This is a genomic window from uncultured Varibaculum sp., assembly GCF_902489465.1.
Classification (GTDB): Bacteria; Actinomycetota; Actinomycetes; order Actinomycetales; family Actinomycetaceae; genus Varibaculum.
Map to the genome: position 1 here is coordinate 17,151 of NZ_CABTZZ010000021.1, position 16,119 is coordinate 33,269.

The 16,119-nt window shown below is 52.1% G+C and carries 14 protein-coding genes; 12 read left to right on the forward strand and 2 right to left on the reverse strand.

Annotated elements, in window-relative coordinates; genetic code table 11:
• The 7 genes from RDM26_RS05320 (at position 1) to RDM26_RS05350 (ending at position 8,361) form a co-directional block, all read left to right on the forward strand.
• Positions 1-777 carry an ATP-binding protein gene (locus RDM26_RS05320; RefSeq protein ID WP_307737970.1) on the forward strand — a complete coding sequence of 259 codons (777 nt, stop codon included), beginning with the start codon at positions 1-3 and terminating at the stop codon, positions 775-777.
• Complete coding sequence (locus RDM26_RS05325; RefSeq protein WP_307737971.1) at positions 774-1,469, forward strand: response regulator; 696 nt, start codon at positions 774-776, stop codon at positions 1,467-1,469. Before RDM26_RS05320 ends, RDM26_RS05325 begins: the two co-directional genes overlap by 4 nt.
• A 130-nt stretch (positions 1,470-1,599) precedes the next feature.
• Positions 1,600-2,982: an MFS transporter gene (locus RDM26_RS05330; protein WP_307737972.1), complete on the forward strand. Its 1,383-nt coding sequence runs from the start codon at positions 1,600-1,602 to the stop codon at positions 2,980-2,982.
• Positions 2,983-3,126: 144 nt separating this feature from the next.
• Positions 3,127-4,089, forward strand: a complete 963-nt coding sequence (locus RDM26_RS05335; RefSeq protein WP_307737973.1) for an extracellular solute-binding protein — start codon at positions 3,127-3,129, stop codon at positions 4,087-4,089.
• Positions 4,086-5,582: an ABC transporter permease subunit gene (locus RDM26_RS05340; protein ID WP_307737974.1), complete on the forward strand. Its 1,497-nt coding sequence runs from the start codon at positions 4,086-4,088 to the stop codon at positions 5,580-5,582. Before RDM26_RS05335 ends, RDM26_RS05340 begins: the two co-directional genes overlap by 4 nt.
• Positions 5,564-6,640 (forward strand): ATP-binding cassette domain-containing protein, encoded by a 1,077-nt coding sequence (locus RDM26_RS05345; RefSeq protein WP_307737975.1) that lies wholly within the window; start codon positions 5,564-5,566, stop codon positions 6,638-6,640. The genes RDM26_RS05340 and RDM26_RS05345 overlap by 19 nt, the downstream gene beginning before the upstream one ends.
• A 152-nt stretch (positions 6,641-6,792) precedes the next feature.
• Complete coding sequence (locus tag RDM26_RS05350) at positions 6,793-8,361, forward strand: amino acid carrier protein (protein WP_307737976.1); 1,569 nt, start codon at positions 6,793-6,795, stop codon at positions 8,359-8,361.
• A gap of 6 nt (positions 8,362-8,367) precedes the next feature.
• On the opposite strand, the gene RDM26_RS05355 is transcribed toward RDM26_RS05350, so the two are convergent.
• Positions 8,368-10,362, reverse strand: coding sequence for a solute carrier family 23 protein (locus tag RDM26_RS05355; RefSeq protein ID WP_307737977.1), 1,995 nt, complete (start codon positions 10,360-10,362; stop codon positions 8,368-8,370).
• A gap of 437 nt (positions 10,363-10,799) precedes the next feature.
• Here RDM26_RS05355 and tkt point away from each other — a divergent pair, with 437 nt between their 5' ends.
• From tkt to RDM26_RS05380, 5 genes are all read left to right on the forward strand, one after another.
• A complete protein-coding gene (gene tkt / locus RDM26_RS05360; RefSeq protein ID WP_307737978.1) occupies positions 10,800-12,899 on the forward strand; it encodes a transketolase in 2,100 nt (699 codons plus the stop codon).
• Positions 12,900-13,205: 306 nt separating this feature from the next.
• Positions 13,206-13,403 (forward strand): hypothetical protein, encoded by a 198-nt coding sequence (locus RDM26_RS05365; RefSeq protein WP_307737979.1) that lies wholly within the window; start codon positions 13,206-13,208, stop codon positions 13,401-13,403.
• 80 nt (positions 13,404-13,483) lie between these two features.
• Positions 13,484-14,344 (forward strand): HAD-IIA family hydrolase, encoded by an 861-nt coding sequence (locus RDM26_RS05370; protein ID WP_307737980.1) that lies wholly within the window; start codon positions 13,484-13,486, stop codon positions 14,342-14,344.
• 101 nt (positions 14,345-14,445) lie between these two features.
• Positions 14,446-14,712: an FGGY family carbohydrate kinase gene (locus RDM26_RS05375; RefSeq protein WP_307737981.1), complete on the forward strand. Its 267-nt coding sequence runs from the start codon at positions 14,446-14,448 to the stop codon at positions 14,710-14,712.
• A gap of 139 nt (positions 14,713-14,851) precedes the next feature.
• Positions 14,852-15,214, forward strand: coding sequence for an RNA polymerase-binding protein RbpA (locus tag RDM26_RS05380; protein ID WP_307737982.1), 363 nt, complete (start codon positions 14,852-14,854; stop codon positions 15,212-15,214).
• 89 nt (positions 15,215-15,303) lie between these two features.
• On the opposite strand, the gene RDM26_RS05385 is transcribed toward RDM26_RS05380, so the two are convergent.
• On the reverse strand, positions 15,304-16,041 hold the full coding sequence (locus RDM26_RS05385; RefSeq protein ID WP_307737983.1) for a glycosyltransferase: 738 nt from the start codon (positions 16,039-16,041) through the stop codon (positions 15,304-15,306).
• Between the last annotated feature and the right edge of the window lie 78 nt (positions 16,042-16,119).

Sequence of the window (16,119 nt, forward strand, 5' to 3'; positions counted from 1 at the left end):
GTGGAAATCCTAGTTTTTTTAATTGGGCTGGCTGGCGGAGTTTTAGGCGGCTACGCTCTCCATAAATGGATATGGCATCTGCCTCGGCGCAGAGCGAAGCTGCCCAATGATGCTACCAACACCGATATTCTGTCCCATGAAATCCGTACCCCTTTGGCGTTGATTTCTGGGGCGGCGGAACTTTTAGAATCTACTCCTTTGGATGAGCGACAAAGCCGCCTGTTGCACACGGTTACCACTAACTCTGCGCACGCGATTCGCTTAGCGGAAACTTTTTTAACCGGAGCTAAGATTCGCGGCTCAGGATTGCGACTAGACAAACAAGACGTGGATTTGCGCGAGCTAGTACGGCAGGCAGCCTCGCAGGTACGCGAAATTTTAGCGGTCGATATTTTGCTAACCGATCCCGGGGCGCCGCTCTATGTATATGGGGATCGGCAGTTACTCTCGCAAGTGATTTGGAACCTGATAAATAACGCGGCTCGGCACTGCCGGGAAGGTGTAAAAATCGTGGTGCGTTCCTTCCCAGACGGATCGCAAGTTATTTTAGAAGTCACCGATAATGGCGGTGGAATCTCTAAAAGTCAGAGGCGCGATTTGTTCACCTACTATGGGGGACAAACCAGCCAAGCTGCAACTGTGAACTCAGGGGCGGGACTAGGACTGGGGGTAGTTTCTCAAATCGTTCGCGGTCATGGGGGAGAGGTATTGGTTGACACTTTGGAGGGAAGAGGAACTACATTTGTAGTTAGTTTGCCCAAGGGAGGAAAAAAGTGAAACCACTGGTGCTGGTAGTAGATGACGAAGCGCAAATGCGCGAAATTGTTCGCTATACTCTGGAGGAAACCGGTTGCGAAGTATTGGAGGCCTCCGGTGCGGCCTCGGCTTGGAAATTGGTTAAATCTTCCGATCTAGCGCTGGTGATACTGGATTTAATGCTACCTGATGGGTCGGGGGTAGAAGTGGCAAAACGTATTAGGTCAACGCAAAAGGTTCCGATTCTAATGCTTACTGCCCTGGGAGATCCCCAGCAGCGCATCGAAGGGTTGCAGGCGGGTGCCGATGACTATTTACCGAAACCCTTTTCCCCGCGGGAACTATCCTTGCGGGTAGAAGCAATTTTGCGTCGTACCCACAAAATGCGGCAGGTGGAACCCCGACGTGAACTAGGTCCGCTGTCGCTGGATACTGCGCGCGGACGTGCCTACTATCAAGCTAAAGATCTAAAGCTTTCGGAAACCGAATTTAAGTTACTGCGAGTATTAGCTGAGGCCAACGGGGGTGCAGTAACTATTCGGGAACTACTAAATCAAGTTTGGGAAACCACCTCTACTTCGGGCGGCCGCGATATGGTAAAAACTACTATTTACCGCCTACGTGCCAAACTGCGGGCTGCCGGCAGTGATGAAATGATTCATACCCTGCGCGGTGGCGGTTATATTTTGGAGTATCTCGGGCAAGATAAGTGATTTATGGGTAACAGCATCGTTACTGCCTGTCACCGCTTTTGCCGCTGGTTGTTACCAATAGCCAGGCAAACTAGAGTCTGTAAGTTTCCATAAGGCGGTTTCGGCCGCCACGAACACAGCGGAGTGAATTATGGCATCCCCTAAAGGTCTTTCCTGGCTAAAGGCACCCCTGCCGGCGCCACGACTGCCCGAAAATAAAGTCAAACAACTTTTCCCCCGTCTGCGATTGCAGGTTTTCCTGGGTATCTTCATTGGATATGCCGGTTTTTATCTGATTAGAAACAATATCTCCTCCATCGCTCCTTTGCTGATGGATGACACCGGCATTGACAAAGTCGGAGTGGGGATTATCGCGAACGCGGTTCTTTTCGCCTACGGGCTATCGAAGTTCTTCTCCGCGATGATCTCTGACCGTTCCAACGCCCGCTATTTCCTGGTGATCGGCCTGGCACTGTCGGCATGTACCAACCTAGTAGTAGCTTTCGTGCCTTGGGTAACCGCCTCGGTAGGAATCTTTGCGACCGTCATGTTTTTGAATGGTTGGTTCCAAGGTATGGGCTGGCCTCCTTGCGGAAGGGTATTAGTACACTGGTTCTCCACTAATGAACGCGGTACCATCACCTCTATTTGGAATACTGCCCATAACGTTGGGGGCGCCCTGCTACCCACCCTGGTAGGTATTGGCCTGGCCTGGACCGCCGATGACTGGCGTTCAGCCTTTTGGTTGCCCGCGGTAATCGCCCTGATAGTAGCGTTTATTGGTTTCCTATTGATCCGGGATACTCCCGAATCTCTCGGGCTTCCCCCGATCGAGGAATACCGCAACGACCCGGCCAAAGTGGAAGTTAACGAGGGCGAAAAGATGTCCGCCAAGGATTTGATTTTCAAACACGTCCTCACCAACCGCACGATCGTCATGCTGGCAGTGGCTAACGTATTTGTCTATGCCCTGCGTTATGGGGTACTGAACTGGATTACGGTCTACATGAACGAAAAGCATCACGCCGAGATTGGTTCCGGTCTGGCAGGTATCTTCGCCTATGAAATCGCGGGGATCGTCGGTACGCTGCTATGCGGCTGGATGTCAGACAAAGTCTTTAAAGGCTACCGTTCGGGGGCAGGAATCTTCTTTACTATCTGCACTGCTCTAGCCATCCTGGGATACTGGTTGGCTCCGGTAGGAACCCCCATGTGGGTATTGATCCTGCTGGTAGCGCTAATTGGGGGACTTATTTACGGTCCGGTGATGCTGATTGGTTTACAGGCTATTGACCTGTCTCCGCGTAACGTGGCGGGTACTGCCGCTGGATTTACCGGTTTATTTGGATATTTGCTGGGAGCTACTTTGGCTTCCACCGGAGTCGGGCTACTGGTTCATAACTTCGGTTGGAACCTCACCTTTATGGTATTTATCGTCTTTTCGGTATTGACGGTATTAATCTTTGCGATCGTAGGACGCGACGAACGGCGGATTATGAGCGCCCATAAACAAAAACTGGACGAGCGGGCATAGCGTTACGCTTAAGGGACGCTAAAGGATCCTAATATAATCAAAATAACCAAAGCAGGCTGGCGGAAACCGAAATGTTTCCGCCAGCCTGCTATCGTTACTGACATGCGTTCTCGCTTGTTAGTTCTCTTGACTTTGCTTTTGAGCATGGTTTTATGCGGATGCCACCCCGCAGGAAAAGAACAACTAGCTTTTATCTGTTCTAACGAAGAATCAATCTGCAAAAACTGGCGGGATGCCTATGCCACCGCCACTGGAAAAAATGTTTCCTACCTGCGTTTGCCGACTGCCCAAGCCTTGACCCGGATTGCTTCGAGCCCCAAAACCCGTGAGTTTGATGTTTGGGTGGGAGGCCCGGCAGAAAACTATGTGCTAGCTAAGCGGCGCGGCTTGCTGTCTGTCTACCAGCCAGCGGGAATCAGTGATATTCCGAGTCCAATGCGCGATAGCGAGGGGTACTGGTTCGGGGTTTATGGCTCTTTACTGGGGTTTTGTTCTGATCAAGCAGCTTTAGCCGCCCGGGGCTTACCGGTACCTAGATCATGGGCCGAGCTTGCCAACCCGCAATATCGCACTCTGGTGGCCGCTTCTTCGCCGCTTACTTCGGGAACCGCCTTCACCGTGGTGCGGGTACTGGATGAAATCTATGGTGACCAGGCGAGCACTGCCATTAGGAACCTTTATGACAATGTAGCCCGCCTTACGAACTCTGGTACTGCTCCTGTGAAAATGGTATTGGCAGGAGAAGCCGCGATTGCGATTACCTTCACCCCCTATTGCGCCGTCAAAACTGAAGCTAACAAGGCAGTTACTATCTCTTATCCACAAGAGGGCACCTCCTATGAGATTGGTTCAGCCGCCCTGTTGAAGAATGCGCGCCACGTAGGCGAAGCAAAAATGTTTCTTGATTGGCTGTCACAAAAATCCGGCCAAGAGGTCGCCGTTAAATCTGCCACCCCGCAACTGGCGATTACTCGGTCTATCCCCGGTTCTTTAGCTTCGCGGTTAGAACAGGACGATCCTTATATTCTGCCGGCGCGTCCGCAAAAATCAGCCGCGGATCGTGATCGGTGGTTGACTTGGTTTGCCAGGCAGGAGTGGAGGAAGTGAACAAGATATTACTACGCATCCTGAGCTGGTCAATTATTATTGCTTTCTGTGTTATCGCAGCTCTTTGGCCACTTGTCTTTGTCATTCGGGCGGCGATCGTAAAATCTAGCCCCGGAGAGGAAGCCATTACTGCTGCCATCCGACTATCTGTGCTAGAGGCGATTGGTTCGGCAATCCTGGCCACTTTCTGGGGTAGCAGCGCAGCTTTAGGAACCCGGTTTTTACCGGAGCGTTATCGTCAACTTGCAACCATGCTGTGCCTGTGTCCCATCGCGATCCCACCCTTTATCGTTGCCAGCGCCTTACGCTCATTAGCGGGTTCATCTGCGAGCGCCCTAGTTGGGCCGCTACCAGTAATCGCGGTTTTTGCTTTCTCGCTCGCGCCCTTAGCCTATTTTTCTGCCCGCTCCACTTTGCAAACCATTCAACCCGATCAACTAGACCAGGCGCGAATCTTGGGGCTTAATAAGCGGCAGGTTTTTCGGCTAATAATCGCCCGGCCACTATTGGTCTCGGTTCCTCTATCGCTCGGGGTTACTTTCTCTTTAGCTCTTTCCGACCCGCTGGTACCTGACCTGGTGGGAGGAAAAAATATGAACGTGGCTCACTCATTGTGGCTGCGATCCACCGGCAGTTTCGAAACCGCATTTTTAGGACGTGCCTCCCTGGTACTAATCGCTCTTTGCTTATGTGTAGCCGGGATTTTAATCGGCCTATATTTCTCTAGCTACCGCCGGTTTTTCCCGGCTTCCTCCCTAGGAGAGCGTAGTTTTTCTTTGGAGCCTGCCCGGCCACTGCCACTTATAGCAGTATGCCTCTATGCTGTGAGCTCAGCGTGCTTGCTCCTTTATCTGCTGGCACACGCAACCTTTTCCTTCGACAAGCTAGAGTCAGTAATCAACACCTGGTTGCTATCGGCCTTAGCCGCCAGCCTGTGCCTGATGGTGCTAGCGGCAACTAGAGGCGCCGGCTCCAAGAGACGAAAACTGGGTGTAGAAGCCTTATTTATTGTGATCTTGTCCCTGCCCGGAGCCGCCATTGGTGCTGGCTGGATGCTTAGTCGTCAACAGGGTTTGCCCTGGCCTTTTTCAAGTGGAGGGTTTTTATCGCTGTGTTCCTTCCTCTTAATCGGCATGCCGGTTACCTATTTTTTGGCTGCCCGTTTTCGAGCCCTCGGCCAAAGCGAATTTGAGTCGGTAAGAGTCTTAGGCGTCGGTAGGGTAGAAGCAGGCCTGAAAATACTGCTTCCCGCCGTCAGGCGCTACTTCAGTTTGACATTAGCGATAGTAGTCGCGATTTCCACTACCTTATCGGCGCCGCTGATGTGGGTAGCGGCTCCCGATACTCCAGTAGTGGTGCCGCAAATGTTTGCCATGGTCGATGAGGCGAACTATTCGCCGGCATTCGGACTGTCTTTGGCGGTATTAATCGTTTCTATTGTGCTATTTATTCTGCTACCGAAGGAGGAGGGAAAATGGAACCGTCGGCGTTAACGGTAAAAGAGCTACAGGTCTGGCGTTCTTCACATTGGGTGCTAGGTCCAGTGTCCTTTAGCGTTGATCCGGGAGAACTAGTGGTAATTATCGGGCCGTCCGGAGCGGGGAAAAGCACATTATTGCGAGCCATTGCGGGACTGCAACCAAGTAGTGGCCAGATCTTTTGTGGAGACGAGGACGTCTCAGACTTTTCTCCCGGTGCACGCGCCAGTGCGCTGGTAGCCGATCGGGACGGTCTTTTCCCTCATCTAACAGTTCAGGAAAATGTGGCCTTAGCCGGACGAAATGCGGAAGACCTGCAGGTCACGCTGACCGATCTGGGTTTAAGTTCGCTTGCGCGCCAATATCCGGGGTCGCTATCTACCGGGCAGCGGCAAATGGTGGCTTTAGCCCGAGCACTGCTGCGTCGCCCTCGTTGGCTTCTTTTTGATGAGCCGTTAGCCCATGTTGACCCCTATTCGCGCTTGCGGCTTCGCGGAGAAATCTTGCGGATCCACCGCCGTATTGGGGCGGCATCTTTATATGTTACCCACGACCTACCGGAAGCCTTCGCGATTGCCGACCGGATTATTTTGCTGCGCGAAGGAAAAATTATTCAGGATGACTACCCTCAGGATCTGGTATCCCACCCTGCGGATCTACAAACTGCCCTCTATCTGGGAGCTACTACCCAAGTTAGTACTAATGCACTCATCAGCACTGATCGATTCGGGCAAGTTAGTGCGCATTTCACTGCTTTTGGACAGCAGTTGGAGGTTCCCGCTGCCGATAGCTTAGCTGGTGACAATGGACAGAGCCGTAAAATAGTGGCGCTCGGCTCGCCCTATTCTATAGTAATTAGTAACCTGCCCCCTGAACGTAAAAAAGATCCCATCCAGGCAGAAGTGGGGCAGATAGTGGGGTCTCTTTTCGAAGGCGATACCTATCTTTTGCAGGTGGAAACTGAGTTTGGGGTACTGGCCAGTCGCCGACAAAGCAGGGATGAACCATTCATTGTGGGGGATCGCGTAAAAGTGGAGGCGCTACCTACCCATCTTTGGGCAGTGCCGGCTTAATTTTGAAGCCGGGGCTTTTTCTCCAAGTTTAAGAAATATACAAATTTTTTAGCTACCCGCTAGAGCGAGTATATTAATACCGGTTTCGGAAGTATCTTCCCCTCACCTAGTCAAAGCTAATTGTTAAGCCGCCCATCATGAAGGAGCATCCTATGCCGATTTCGGCCGCTAAAGAATCTCTAACTGCGTTTGAACAGTGGAATGAGACTATTTCCAGCCTCCTCGATACTGCCTATAACAATTCGGTAGTGTGGCTGCTGATGATAACCCTATTGGGGGTAGGCATCTGGTTAACGATACGTACCTCAGGTATGCAGGTGCGCATGTTTACCCACATGCTGAAAGTAATTACTCGTTCTCGTGGCGGATCCGAAGGGGGAGTTTCTTCCTTCCAAGCGTTTGCGATCGGACTCGCCGATAGGGTAGGGACGGGCTCAATTACCGGGGTAGCGTTGGCGGTAGTTGCCGGCGGGCCTGGCTCGGTTTTTTGGATGTGGGTAGTAGCGCTAGTCGGTATGGCTACCGCTTTTGTCGAAGCTACCTTGGCGCAGCTATTTAAAGTTCGCAACGGAGACGGCACCTTCCGGGGCGGCCCGGCCTTTTATATTCAACGCGGCCTAGGCTCGCGTACCTGGGGGATTGTGTTTGCGGTGCTGCTAATCTTTGCCTACGGATTTAGCTTCGAAATGATCCAGGCAAACTCGATTTCTCAGTTAGCCAACTCCGACTACCTAGGTTTCCCGGTCTGGGCAACCGCATTGATCTTGGTGCTTTTAACTTTGCCACTAGTAGTGGGCGGGGTTCGCAAAATTGCTAAATTCTCGGAGTACCTGGCTCCGGCAATGGCGCTGCTGTACGTTGCCATGGGGATCTTGGTGATTGTCCTAAACTACGATCGGATTCCTTTTGTGTTCCGGGAAATCTTCATGGGAGCCTTCGGACAATCCAACACCTATATGCCGCCGGCAGTTGCGGGAGCTGGGGGAGCGTTCATTGCCGCGATTACTACCGGTACTAAGCGGGGTCTGTTTACTAACGAGGCCGGAATGGGATCGGCTCCTAACGCAGCTGCTATTGCCACTGTGCGTCACCCCGCCACCCAGGGAATGATTCAAGCGCTGGGAGTTTTCGTGGACACCATGCTGGTGTGTACTTCAACCGCCTTCATTATTTTAATGTCAGTTCCCTTCTGGGATAAGCAAAACCATGTCGATGGGGCAGTGCTGACTATGGATTCCATAGTTACCTCATTGGGGTCAAATAGCACCACGCAAACTGTGGTGTTCGTGTTCGTGATGGTAATGATGGTTTGTTTTGGGTATTCCACCATCCTGGGTAACTACACCTACGCGGAAACTAATTACAAGTTTATTGTGGGCGTAGATCGCTCCGCTTTGCCTTTGAAATTGCTGGTAATCGCATCTACGGCGATAGGAGCGATTCTGCCTTTGAAATCAGTGTGGTCGATTGCTGACTGGGCGACAGCCCTAATGGCATTGGTTAATCTGGTAGCCCTGATTTTCCTCGGGAAATGGGCAGTGGGAGCCTTGCGTGACTACCGCGCGCAGATGAATACAGACGATCCTGCCGGGCCGGTCTTTTGTTCGCAAAATAACCAGTATTTACCAGGAGAGTTACCCACCCGGGTATGGACAATCCCGGGTGGGTTCGATTCCGCATGGAGTACCTCTTCTGCTACGTCAGAAAAGGAAAATAGCTAATCGCTATTAGTCGAGTTGCTCAAACTTGCGGCTCCAAGCGGAACGGATGGGGTTGGCGTCCGCCATCATGATCTCTAAGCGGTCATTGGCCACTTCTACCACCTGTCCCAGGGCGACTACTCGTTCATGCCGCGGGGAGTTTTCTAGGCGGTGCAGTCCGTCCTTAATGATCTCGTCTACGCTGTCCATCCGGGAAAGCAATGCCACTAGCGGCAGATTGAACTTCTCATGGTAGGAGCTTTCCAAGGTGTGTAGCTGAGCTTTTTGTTCTTCCGTGAGCGTACCTAAGGCTAGAGAACCTACGTCTTGGGAAATTTCTTTGGCTTCGGCCTCGCTGGCGGTTAGCATCGCAGTTACATCAGGATAGGCCGCAATCAGCTGATCTTGAGCAGCTTTATCCGCCACCATCACCGCGTCCTGGAGGGCTTCTTTAAGTTCTCCTACATCCTGGAAGGGACGCATCTGGGCGGCTGCCTGCAGTGGCCAAGTTACCCCATTAAACAAGCGAGAGAAGGTATTTACAAACTCTTCTTCACTCATTTTGTTAACTGCCCGCAAAGAACGTCGCTTGCCAGTGGCACCTAGCGCCACGTCCTCGCCCTTAGAACGTGGGCCCACGTGGAAGAACAACAGGTTGAGCAAGATGGCGGTAATCGAGCCTAGGGTTACTCCCGAAGCAAAGAAAATCTGTGCCCAGGCCGGGAAGGCATCGGCGATCGCCGGTTTGAAGGAAACTAGCATGGCCAGAGCGATGGAAGTAGTCAGAATAATGCCGTTGCGGGTATCCGACAGGTCAACTCGGGACAGGGTTTGAATCCCCACTAAGGTTAAGTTGGCAAACAAAGCCATGGAAGCTCCGCCCAGAACCGGAGAGGGGATTGAAGCTACAATCGCGCCCGCCTTGGGAATAACTCCCAAAATAATCATAATTCCGCCGGCACAAGCTACTACCCAGCGAGAATGTACTTTAGTTAGCCGCACCAAACCAATATTTTGCGCGAAGCAGGTGTAGGGGAAAGAGTTCAGAATTCCCCCCAGCGTAGTTGAGAGGCCATCGGCGCGCAAAGCTGCCGTGATCTCTTTCTTTCCGATTCGCTTGCCCACGATTTCACCGGTGGCAAAGACGTCACCGGTAGTTTCCACCATGGTAAGCAGCATGACTACGATCATGGAGATACAGGCAGTTAAAGAGAACTGTGGCCAGCCGAAATAGAACGGGGTAGTGACCGCTACCCAGGAAGATTTGCCTACCTCGCTGAAGGAAGCATCACCGAGAGCCACCGCGACTCCGGTTCCAATTACTAGGCCAGCTAGCACAGCCAAGGTGCCCATGAAGCCTTTAAAGAAGCGCTGAATGAGGACGATTACTGCTAAAGTTCCCAGGCCATAGGCTAAAGAGCGCAAAGTGATGGGCATGGGCGGTACCTGCTCGTCAACGCGCCCAATCACGTCCGCAGCGGATACTCCCAGCAAAGTGGTACCCATAGTGGTTAGTACAATCCCGATAACTAACGGGGGGAAGAAACGAATCAACTTGGCGAAAACTGGAGCCGCGAAGAAGGTGAATAGCCCGGCTACAATGACTGCTCCATAAATAGTGGGGAGAACTCCCACGCCGCCATCTTGGTTAACCGCCAGGCCAATCGCAATCATGGGAGAGATTGCCATGGTGGTTACGCCTTGGATAATGGGCAGGCGCACCCCGACGCGCCAAAATCCAATCGACTGAATCAGGGTAGCGATTCCACAAGTAAACAGGTCAGCATTAATTAGGTGCACGGTAGTAGTGGGATCGAGCTTAAGTCCACCCGCAACTACCAGGGGAACAACTACCGCACCCGCGTAAAACGCTAAAACGTGCTGTACCGATAGCAACAGCGTCCGAGGAGCCGACGGTACTTGGTCTACTGGATGTTTATTGGTTTTTCTGTCTTTGATTTCTGCCTGTAGGCTGTCACCTAGAGCTTTCAGTGGTGGATTTAGCGGCTCGTCAGCTGCCATCGTGGATATTCTCCTTTGTGGTTTGCCGGAAATACTTCCAGAGCTAATTCAAGCGCTTGGCAACCCATAACTCAAAACGGCAGGAGAGAGGTCGCCCGGGTGGCAGGAATCAGAGAACGCGCCCTCATCCATTTAGTTTACATAATGTACATTATCGGATTTAGGTTCGGGGGTTCTGGGACTCGTAGGCAACCGGAAAAGCCAATCCTAGCCTCTTGATGGCTATTGAGAGCAACAAGTCTGATTTTGTCTTGGAGATAACCCGAACTGCGGTGAAGTATATTTTTCAGTATGGCATTGCCTGAGAATCTGGCTTCCAAAGTACACGTGTGCACTTTTGTGAGCAACAGCCACGATGTCCGATTATTTGGCTATCCACCTGTTAATATCGGCAACAGAGTAAGTGCCCAGTTAATGAAATGATGGAAGGGAAAAATATGACCACTGAGTGGGATGAACTTGATCAACGTGCAGTTAAAACGGCTAAGCTTTTAGCCGCTGATGCGGTAGAAAAGGCCGGCAGCGGACATCCGGGAACCCCAATTTCGCTAGCTGCCGCTGCCTACTTGCTTTACCAACGTCACTTACGTTTTGATCCGCAAGATTCAGATTGGTTAGGACGCGACCGCTTCGTACTTTCAGCCGGGCACGCCTCTTTGCTGCAATACATTCAGTTGTATCTAGCCGGTCAAAACATGGAACTCGATGATTTGCAGAGTTTCCGCACCTTTAATTCCTATACTCCCGGTCACCCCGAGTACCGTCATACTAAGGGCGTGGAGGTTACTACCGGACCGCTGGGATCTGGCTTTGCCGCCGCGGTTGGTATTGCGATGGCTTCCCGGCGTACGCACGGTATGCTCGACCCCACCGCTCCCCTAGGTGAAAGCCCCTTTGACCACAATGTTTACGTGATCGTAGGTGATGGTTGCCTGCAAGAAGGAATCTCCAGCGAAGCTTCTTCGCTGGCTGGGGTGCAAAATCTGGGTAACCTCATTGTGATCTGGGATGATAACCATATCTCCATTGAGGACGATACTGATGTGTCTTTCCAAGAAGACGTACTAAAACGCTACGAATCTTACGGCTGGCACACCCAGCGGGTTAATTGGCTGACTGAGAACGGAGAATACGAAGAAGATGTAAATGCTCTTGACCAGGCAATAAATGCTGCCAAAGCTGAAAAGGATCGGCCTTCAATCATCGCCTTGCGCACAATTATCGGTTGGCCTTCACCAAGCAAGCAAAACACCGGCGCGATTCATGGCGCCAAACTGGGGGAAGAAGAACTCAAGGGCTTGAAGAAAGCTCTAGGAGCTGACCCGGAGAAAATGTTTGATATCGACGAAGAAGCCGTCAAGCACTCCCGGGAGAACGCTGCCACGCGTGCCCAGGAAGCTCATGCCTATTGGGATCCCCGCTTTGAAGCTTGGAAGAAAGCAAATCCCGATAAGAATGAGCTACTAGAGCGGATCCTAGCCGGCAAGCTCCCCGAAGGTATCGAGGACGCACTCCCGGTATTTACTTCCGGAGACTCGCTAGCTACTCGCGCGGCCTCAGGAAAAGTTATTTCCGCAATCGGTGCCGTAATGCCAGAATTCTGGGGCGGATCTGCCGACCTGGCAGGTTCGAATAACACTACTATCGCCGATGCCGACAGCTTTATCCCGGAATCGGCGCAAACTGATATGTGGAAGGGTAACCCCTTCGGGCGGGTGCTGCACTTTGGAGTGCGCGAACACGCTATGGGCGCCATTATGAACGGTATTGCCCTGGATGGTCTCACGCGGGTCTTTGGTGGCACCTTCTTCGTCTTTAGCGACTATATGCGAGGCGCAGTCCGCTTAGCTGCGCTAATGAATATCCCCGTAACCTATGTTTGGACTCATGACTCTATCGGAGTTGGCGAGGACGGGCCTACCCACCAGCCGGTCGAACATCTGACTGCCTACCGGGCAATCCCCAATCTGTCGATTGTGCGTCCTATGGATGCCAATGAAACCGCGGCCTGTTGGCTGCAGATTCTGCGTCAAACTGGGCCGGCAGGATTGATTTTAACCCGCCAGGGACTTCCCATCGTCGAGCGGGAAGATATGGAGGGCGCAAGTGGCGAAGCGTTCGCTAGTGCCAAAAATGCAGATAAGGGCGCCTATGTTTTGGCTGATACCGCAGGGCAGCCGGACGTGATCTTGCTAGCCTCCGGATCCGAGGTGCAATATGCTTTGCAGGCTCGCGAAACTCTAGCTAAGGAATCCATTGCAGCCCGGGTGGTTTCAGTTCCCTGTATGGAATGGTTTAAAGCTCAAGACGCTGACTACCGCGAGCAGGTAATCCCGGCAGCTGTAAAAGCCCGAGTCTCGATTGAGGCCGGTCTAGTAGATCCCTGGCGCGACCTCGTAGGAGATAACGGCGAGAGTATAGGTATTGAAGGATTTGGTCTGCCCGGTGCGGCCGGCGAGCTGTTCGCACATTACGGACTAGACAGTGAGCATGTGGTTGCAGCGGCCAAACGATCTTTGGAGCGCGTGCGCTCATAAGTGTAGTTTTCTAGAACTGATGGGGAGAACATCCCTAAGTGTTATAGAAAGAGCTTAGGCCATCAATGCTGATGATGAGAGGAGAAAAGTAATGGGACTTCGAATCGTAATCGGAGCGGATTCCGCTGCTGTCGACTATAAAGAAATAATCAAAAAAAGATTTAGAGGCAGACGAGCGAGTTGCAGAAGTAATTTATATTGGGCTTAAGCCGGCGAAGACGTTGACTACCCGCATGTCGGTATCAAAGGCGCTCGCATGGTTGGTGCCGGAGAGGCTGACCGGGCTCTACTGCTGGTCTGACGGCCATGGTTTGGTTCCCGATTGTGGAACATAACCTGATCTTGGCTCTGGCGGCGGCAGTAATATTTGGCGTGATGGCAGCAGGTCTGGCCGAGGTTGCACAACGGCTAATGTATGTCCGTGGCGATACTCATATTGACCCGCCGGCAGCTTCCAGCTGGCTGTCCCACACCATTGTTTATGCTCTGGCGCTACTGTTTTAACCCCAGTCGATTATCGGGGGTGGAAAGCCCACTGGCTTTCCACCCCCGCTTTTAAGAAAAACTAGTCGAGAGGAAAACCGATGTACGCCGAAGAGTATCTTAAGTTCCCCACCGAGTTCTATGATGCCTATATTTTTGATATGGATGGCACCATTTATTTGGGAGACCACCCATTGCCCGGGGCAAAAAGACTAATTGAGGAGCTGCGGCGCCACGAAATCCCGGTACGTTTCCTCTCTAATAATCCCACTAAAGATCCCCATCTTTATGTCGACAAACTAGAGGGAATGGATATTCCCACCCCCTTAGAAGACATTGCCAATACGGTGGTCACCATGACCCGTTGGCTAAAAGACCACCACGCCGACAAAACCGTATTCCCGATTGCGGAGCAGCCGTTGATTGATGGTCTACAAGATGCGGGAATAAAAATCAGTGATGATCCGGAAAAAATCGATATTGTGATTGCGTCCTATGACCGCACCTTTGACTATCGCAAACTGCAAATAGCTTTCGATGCCATCTGGTTCCACAAGCGCGCAATATTAGTGGCTACCAACCCCGACCGCTATTGCCCCTTCCCGGGAGGCAGAGGCGAGCCTGACTGTGCTGCGATTATTGCCGCGATCGAAGCCTGCACCCAAACCAAGTGCGAGGTTATTACCGGTAAACCGGATCCGATAATGCTCGAGGTGGCCATTGAAGGTCTAGACGTTAACCCCCAAAACTGCATGATGGTTGGTGACCGTCTCTACACCGATATCGAGATGGCCAAGAAAACCGGAATGTTCTCAGCAATGCCGCTGACTGGAGACTCTACTATGGAAGAAGCGCTGGGTCTGCCGAAAGAACATCAACCTGACTTTTTACTAGATCGTGTTGACCGCCTGATTCCTGCTGCCGTATGGGAAGAAAACGGTTGGACCGAAAACGATAACTAAATAGAAACCCTTAGTACCACCCTAACAACTAGAAAATGCACTACCACTGCGCATAAAAGTCGCCGACAACGATGCCGGCGCAAAGTTTAAGGAGAAAACAAATGGTAGCACCGGGTTATGAAGCTCCTTACCTAGTGGGAATTGACTATGGCACCAAATCTTGCCGCGCCGCGAGTTTTGACTTGCGAGGCACTCCGATTGGCTTTGCCGCCACCGGGTACCCCACTTATCACCCGCATCCGGGATGGGCGGAACAAGACCCCTCCGACTGGTGGGGAACTTTAGTCGCTTCGGTTCGCAAAGTGCAGACCAAACCGGCATTCCCGCGCGCCATATTGCAGGTATCAGCTATGATGCCACCACCATGAGCGTGGTTCCCATTAATGTAGTTTTAGTTTCGCCGGTGGGCAAAAGAGCACGCTAGCTTTCTTGCCCACCGGCGCAGCTGTTAGAATAGGGCGGTATTTGCTGGGTAGCCAGGACGGGAAGCAAGGAGCAGTTATTACTATGGCAGAGCGGGCACTACGCGGAACAAGTATCGGTTCAAAAAGCCTAGAGACAGAAGATGGCGTAGTATTCGCAGAACGCCGCGAAAGCCTCTACATTTGCCCTAATGGACACCGTTTCCACATGACTTTCGCCGCCGAGGTGGCCGCTCCCGCCGAGTGGGAATGCAAATGCGGGGAAACCGGGGAACTCCAATATGAAGAACCCGCAGAAGAGGAAGATTCCAAGCCAGTGCGTCCCCAGCGTACCCACTGGGATATGCTCATGGAACGGCGTAGCGAAGAAGAATTACAACAGCTGCTAAAAGAACAGCTGGAGGTACTGCATTCTGGGGCGCTAATGGACGGAGTACATTATCGCTAGCAGATTCCCCAACTTAACTAATATTTGCGGGTCTTAGCCACCGCCTCCCAAGCGGATCTTAAATGCTCATTAGGCATAGCGACTAGGCCTTAGCGAAGTGCAGCCGGCAACTTCAGTAGGTCAGCTATTCCCCAACGGGTAACTTTAGCTAGGGCTTCCAAGATAATAGCGCTGGACATTTTGGAGGATCCAGCAGCGCGTTCTTGAAAAGTTATCGGTACTTCCACAATTATTCCTCCCGCTTTCACTGCCCGCCGGGTCATATCTATTTGGAAGCAATATCCGCGGGAATCTAGATCCTCTAGTCCCAGGCGACTAAGAAAATCGATACGATAAACTCGAAAACCGGCGGTAGCATCCCCGATTCCCAGGCGCAGCAGCGCTCCAATATAGGCATTTCCACCTCGCGAGAGCGCCTCCCGTAACTTTGACCAGCCCTGCAGGCGGCCTCCTCTGATCCAACGCGAACCAATTACCAAATCCGGCTCATTCGGCCACAGCCGGCGAGCCAATAGTTTTTTTAGGTCCCGCACCCGGTGCGAACCATCTGCATCCATCTGCACTATCCAGGTATATCCTGCCTCATGCGCCCACGAAAATGCTTCCAAATAGGCCGGGCCAAGTCCGGCTTTCTCCGCCCGGTGCACTACCTTGACTCCCCTATCTTTGCTAGCTAGTTCTTCGGCAAGCTCGCCAGTACCATCGGGAGAATTATCGTCAATAATCACCAAGTCCGCCTGCGGAATTTCCTGGCGCAGTTTTGCCACCTGCCGGGGTAGCGTTTCTAGTTCGTTGTAGGTCGGAATCGCGATTACGATATCTTTCATTTCTTTCCTTTTCCTTTTGAGCAGTTATTTTCGCTTCCTCTGCTCTTATTCACCGTTCGTATGCCGTCTTCTGCTTGA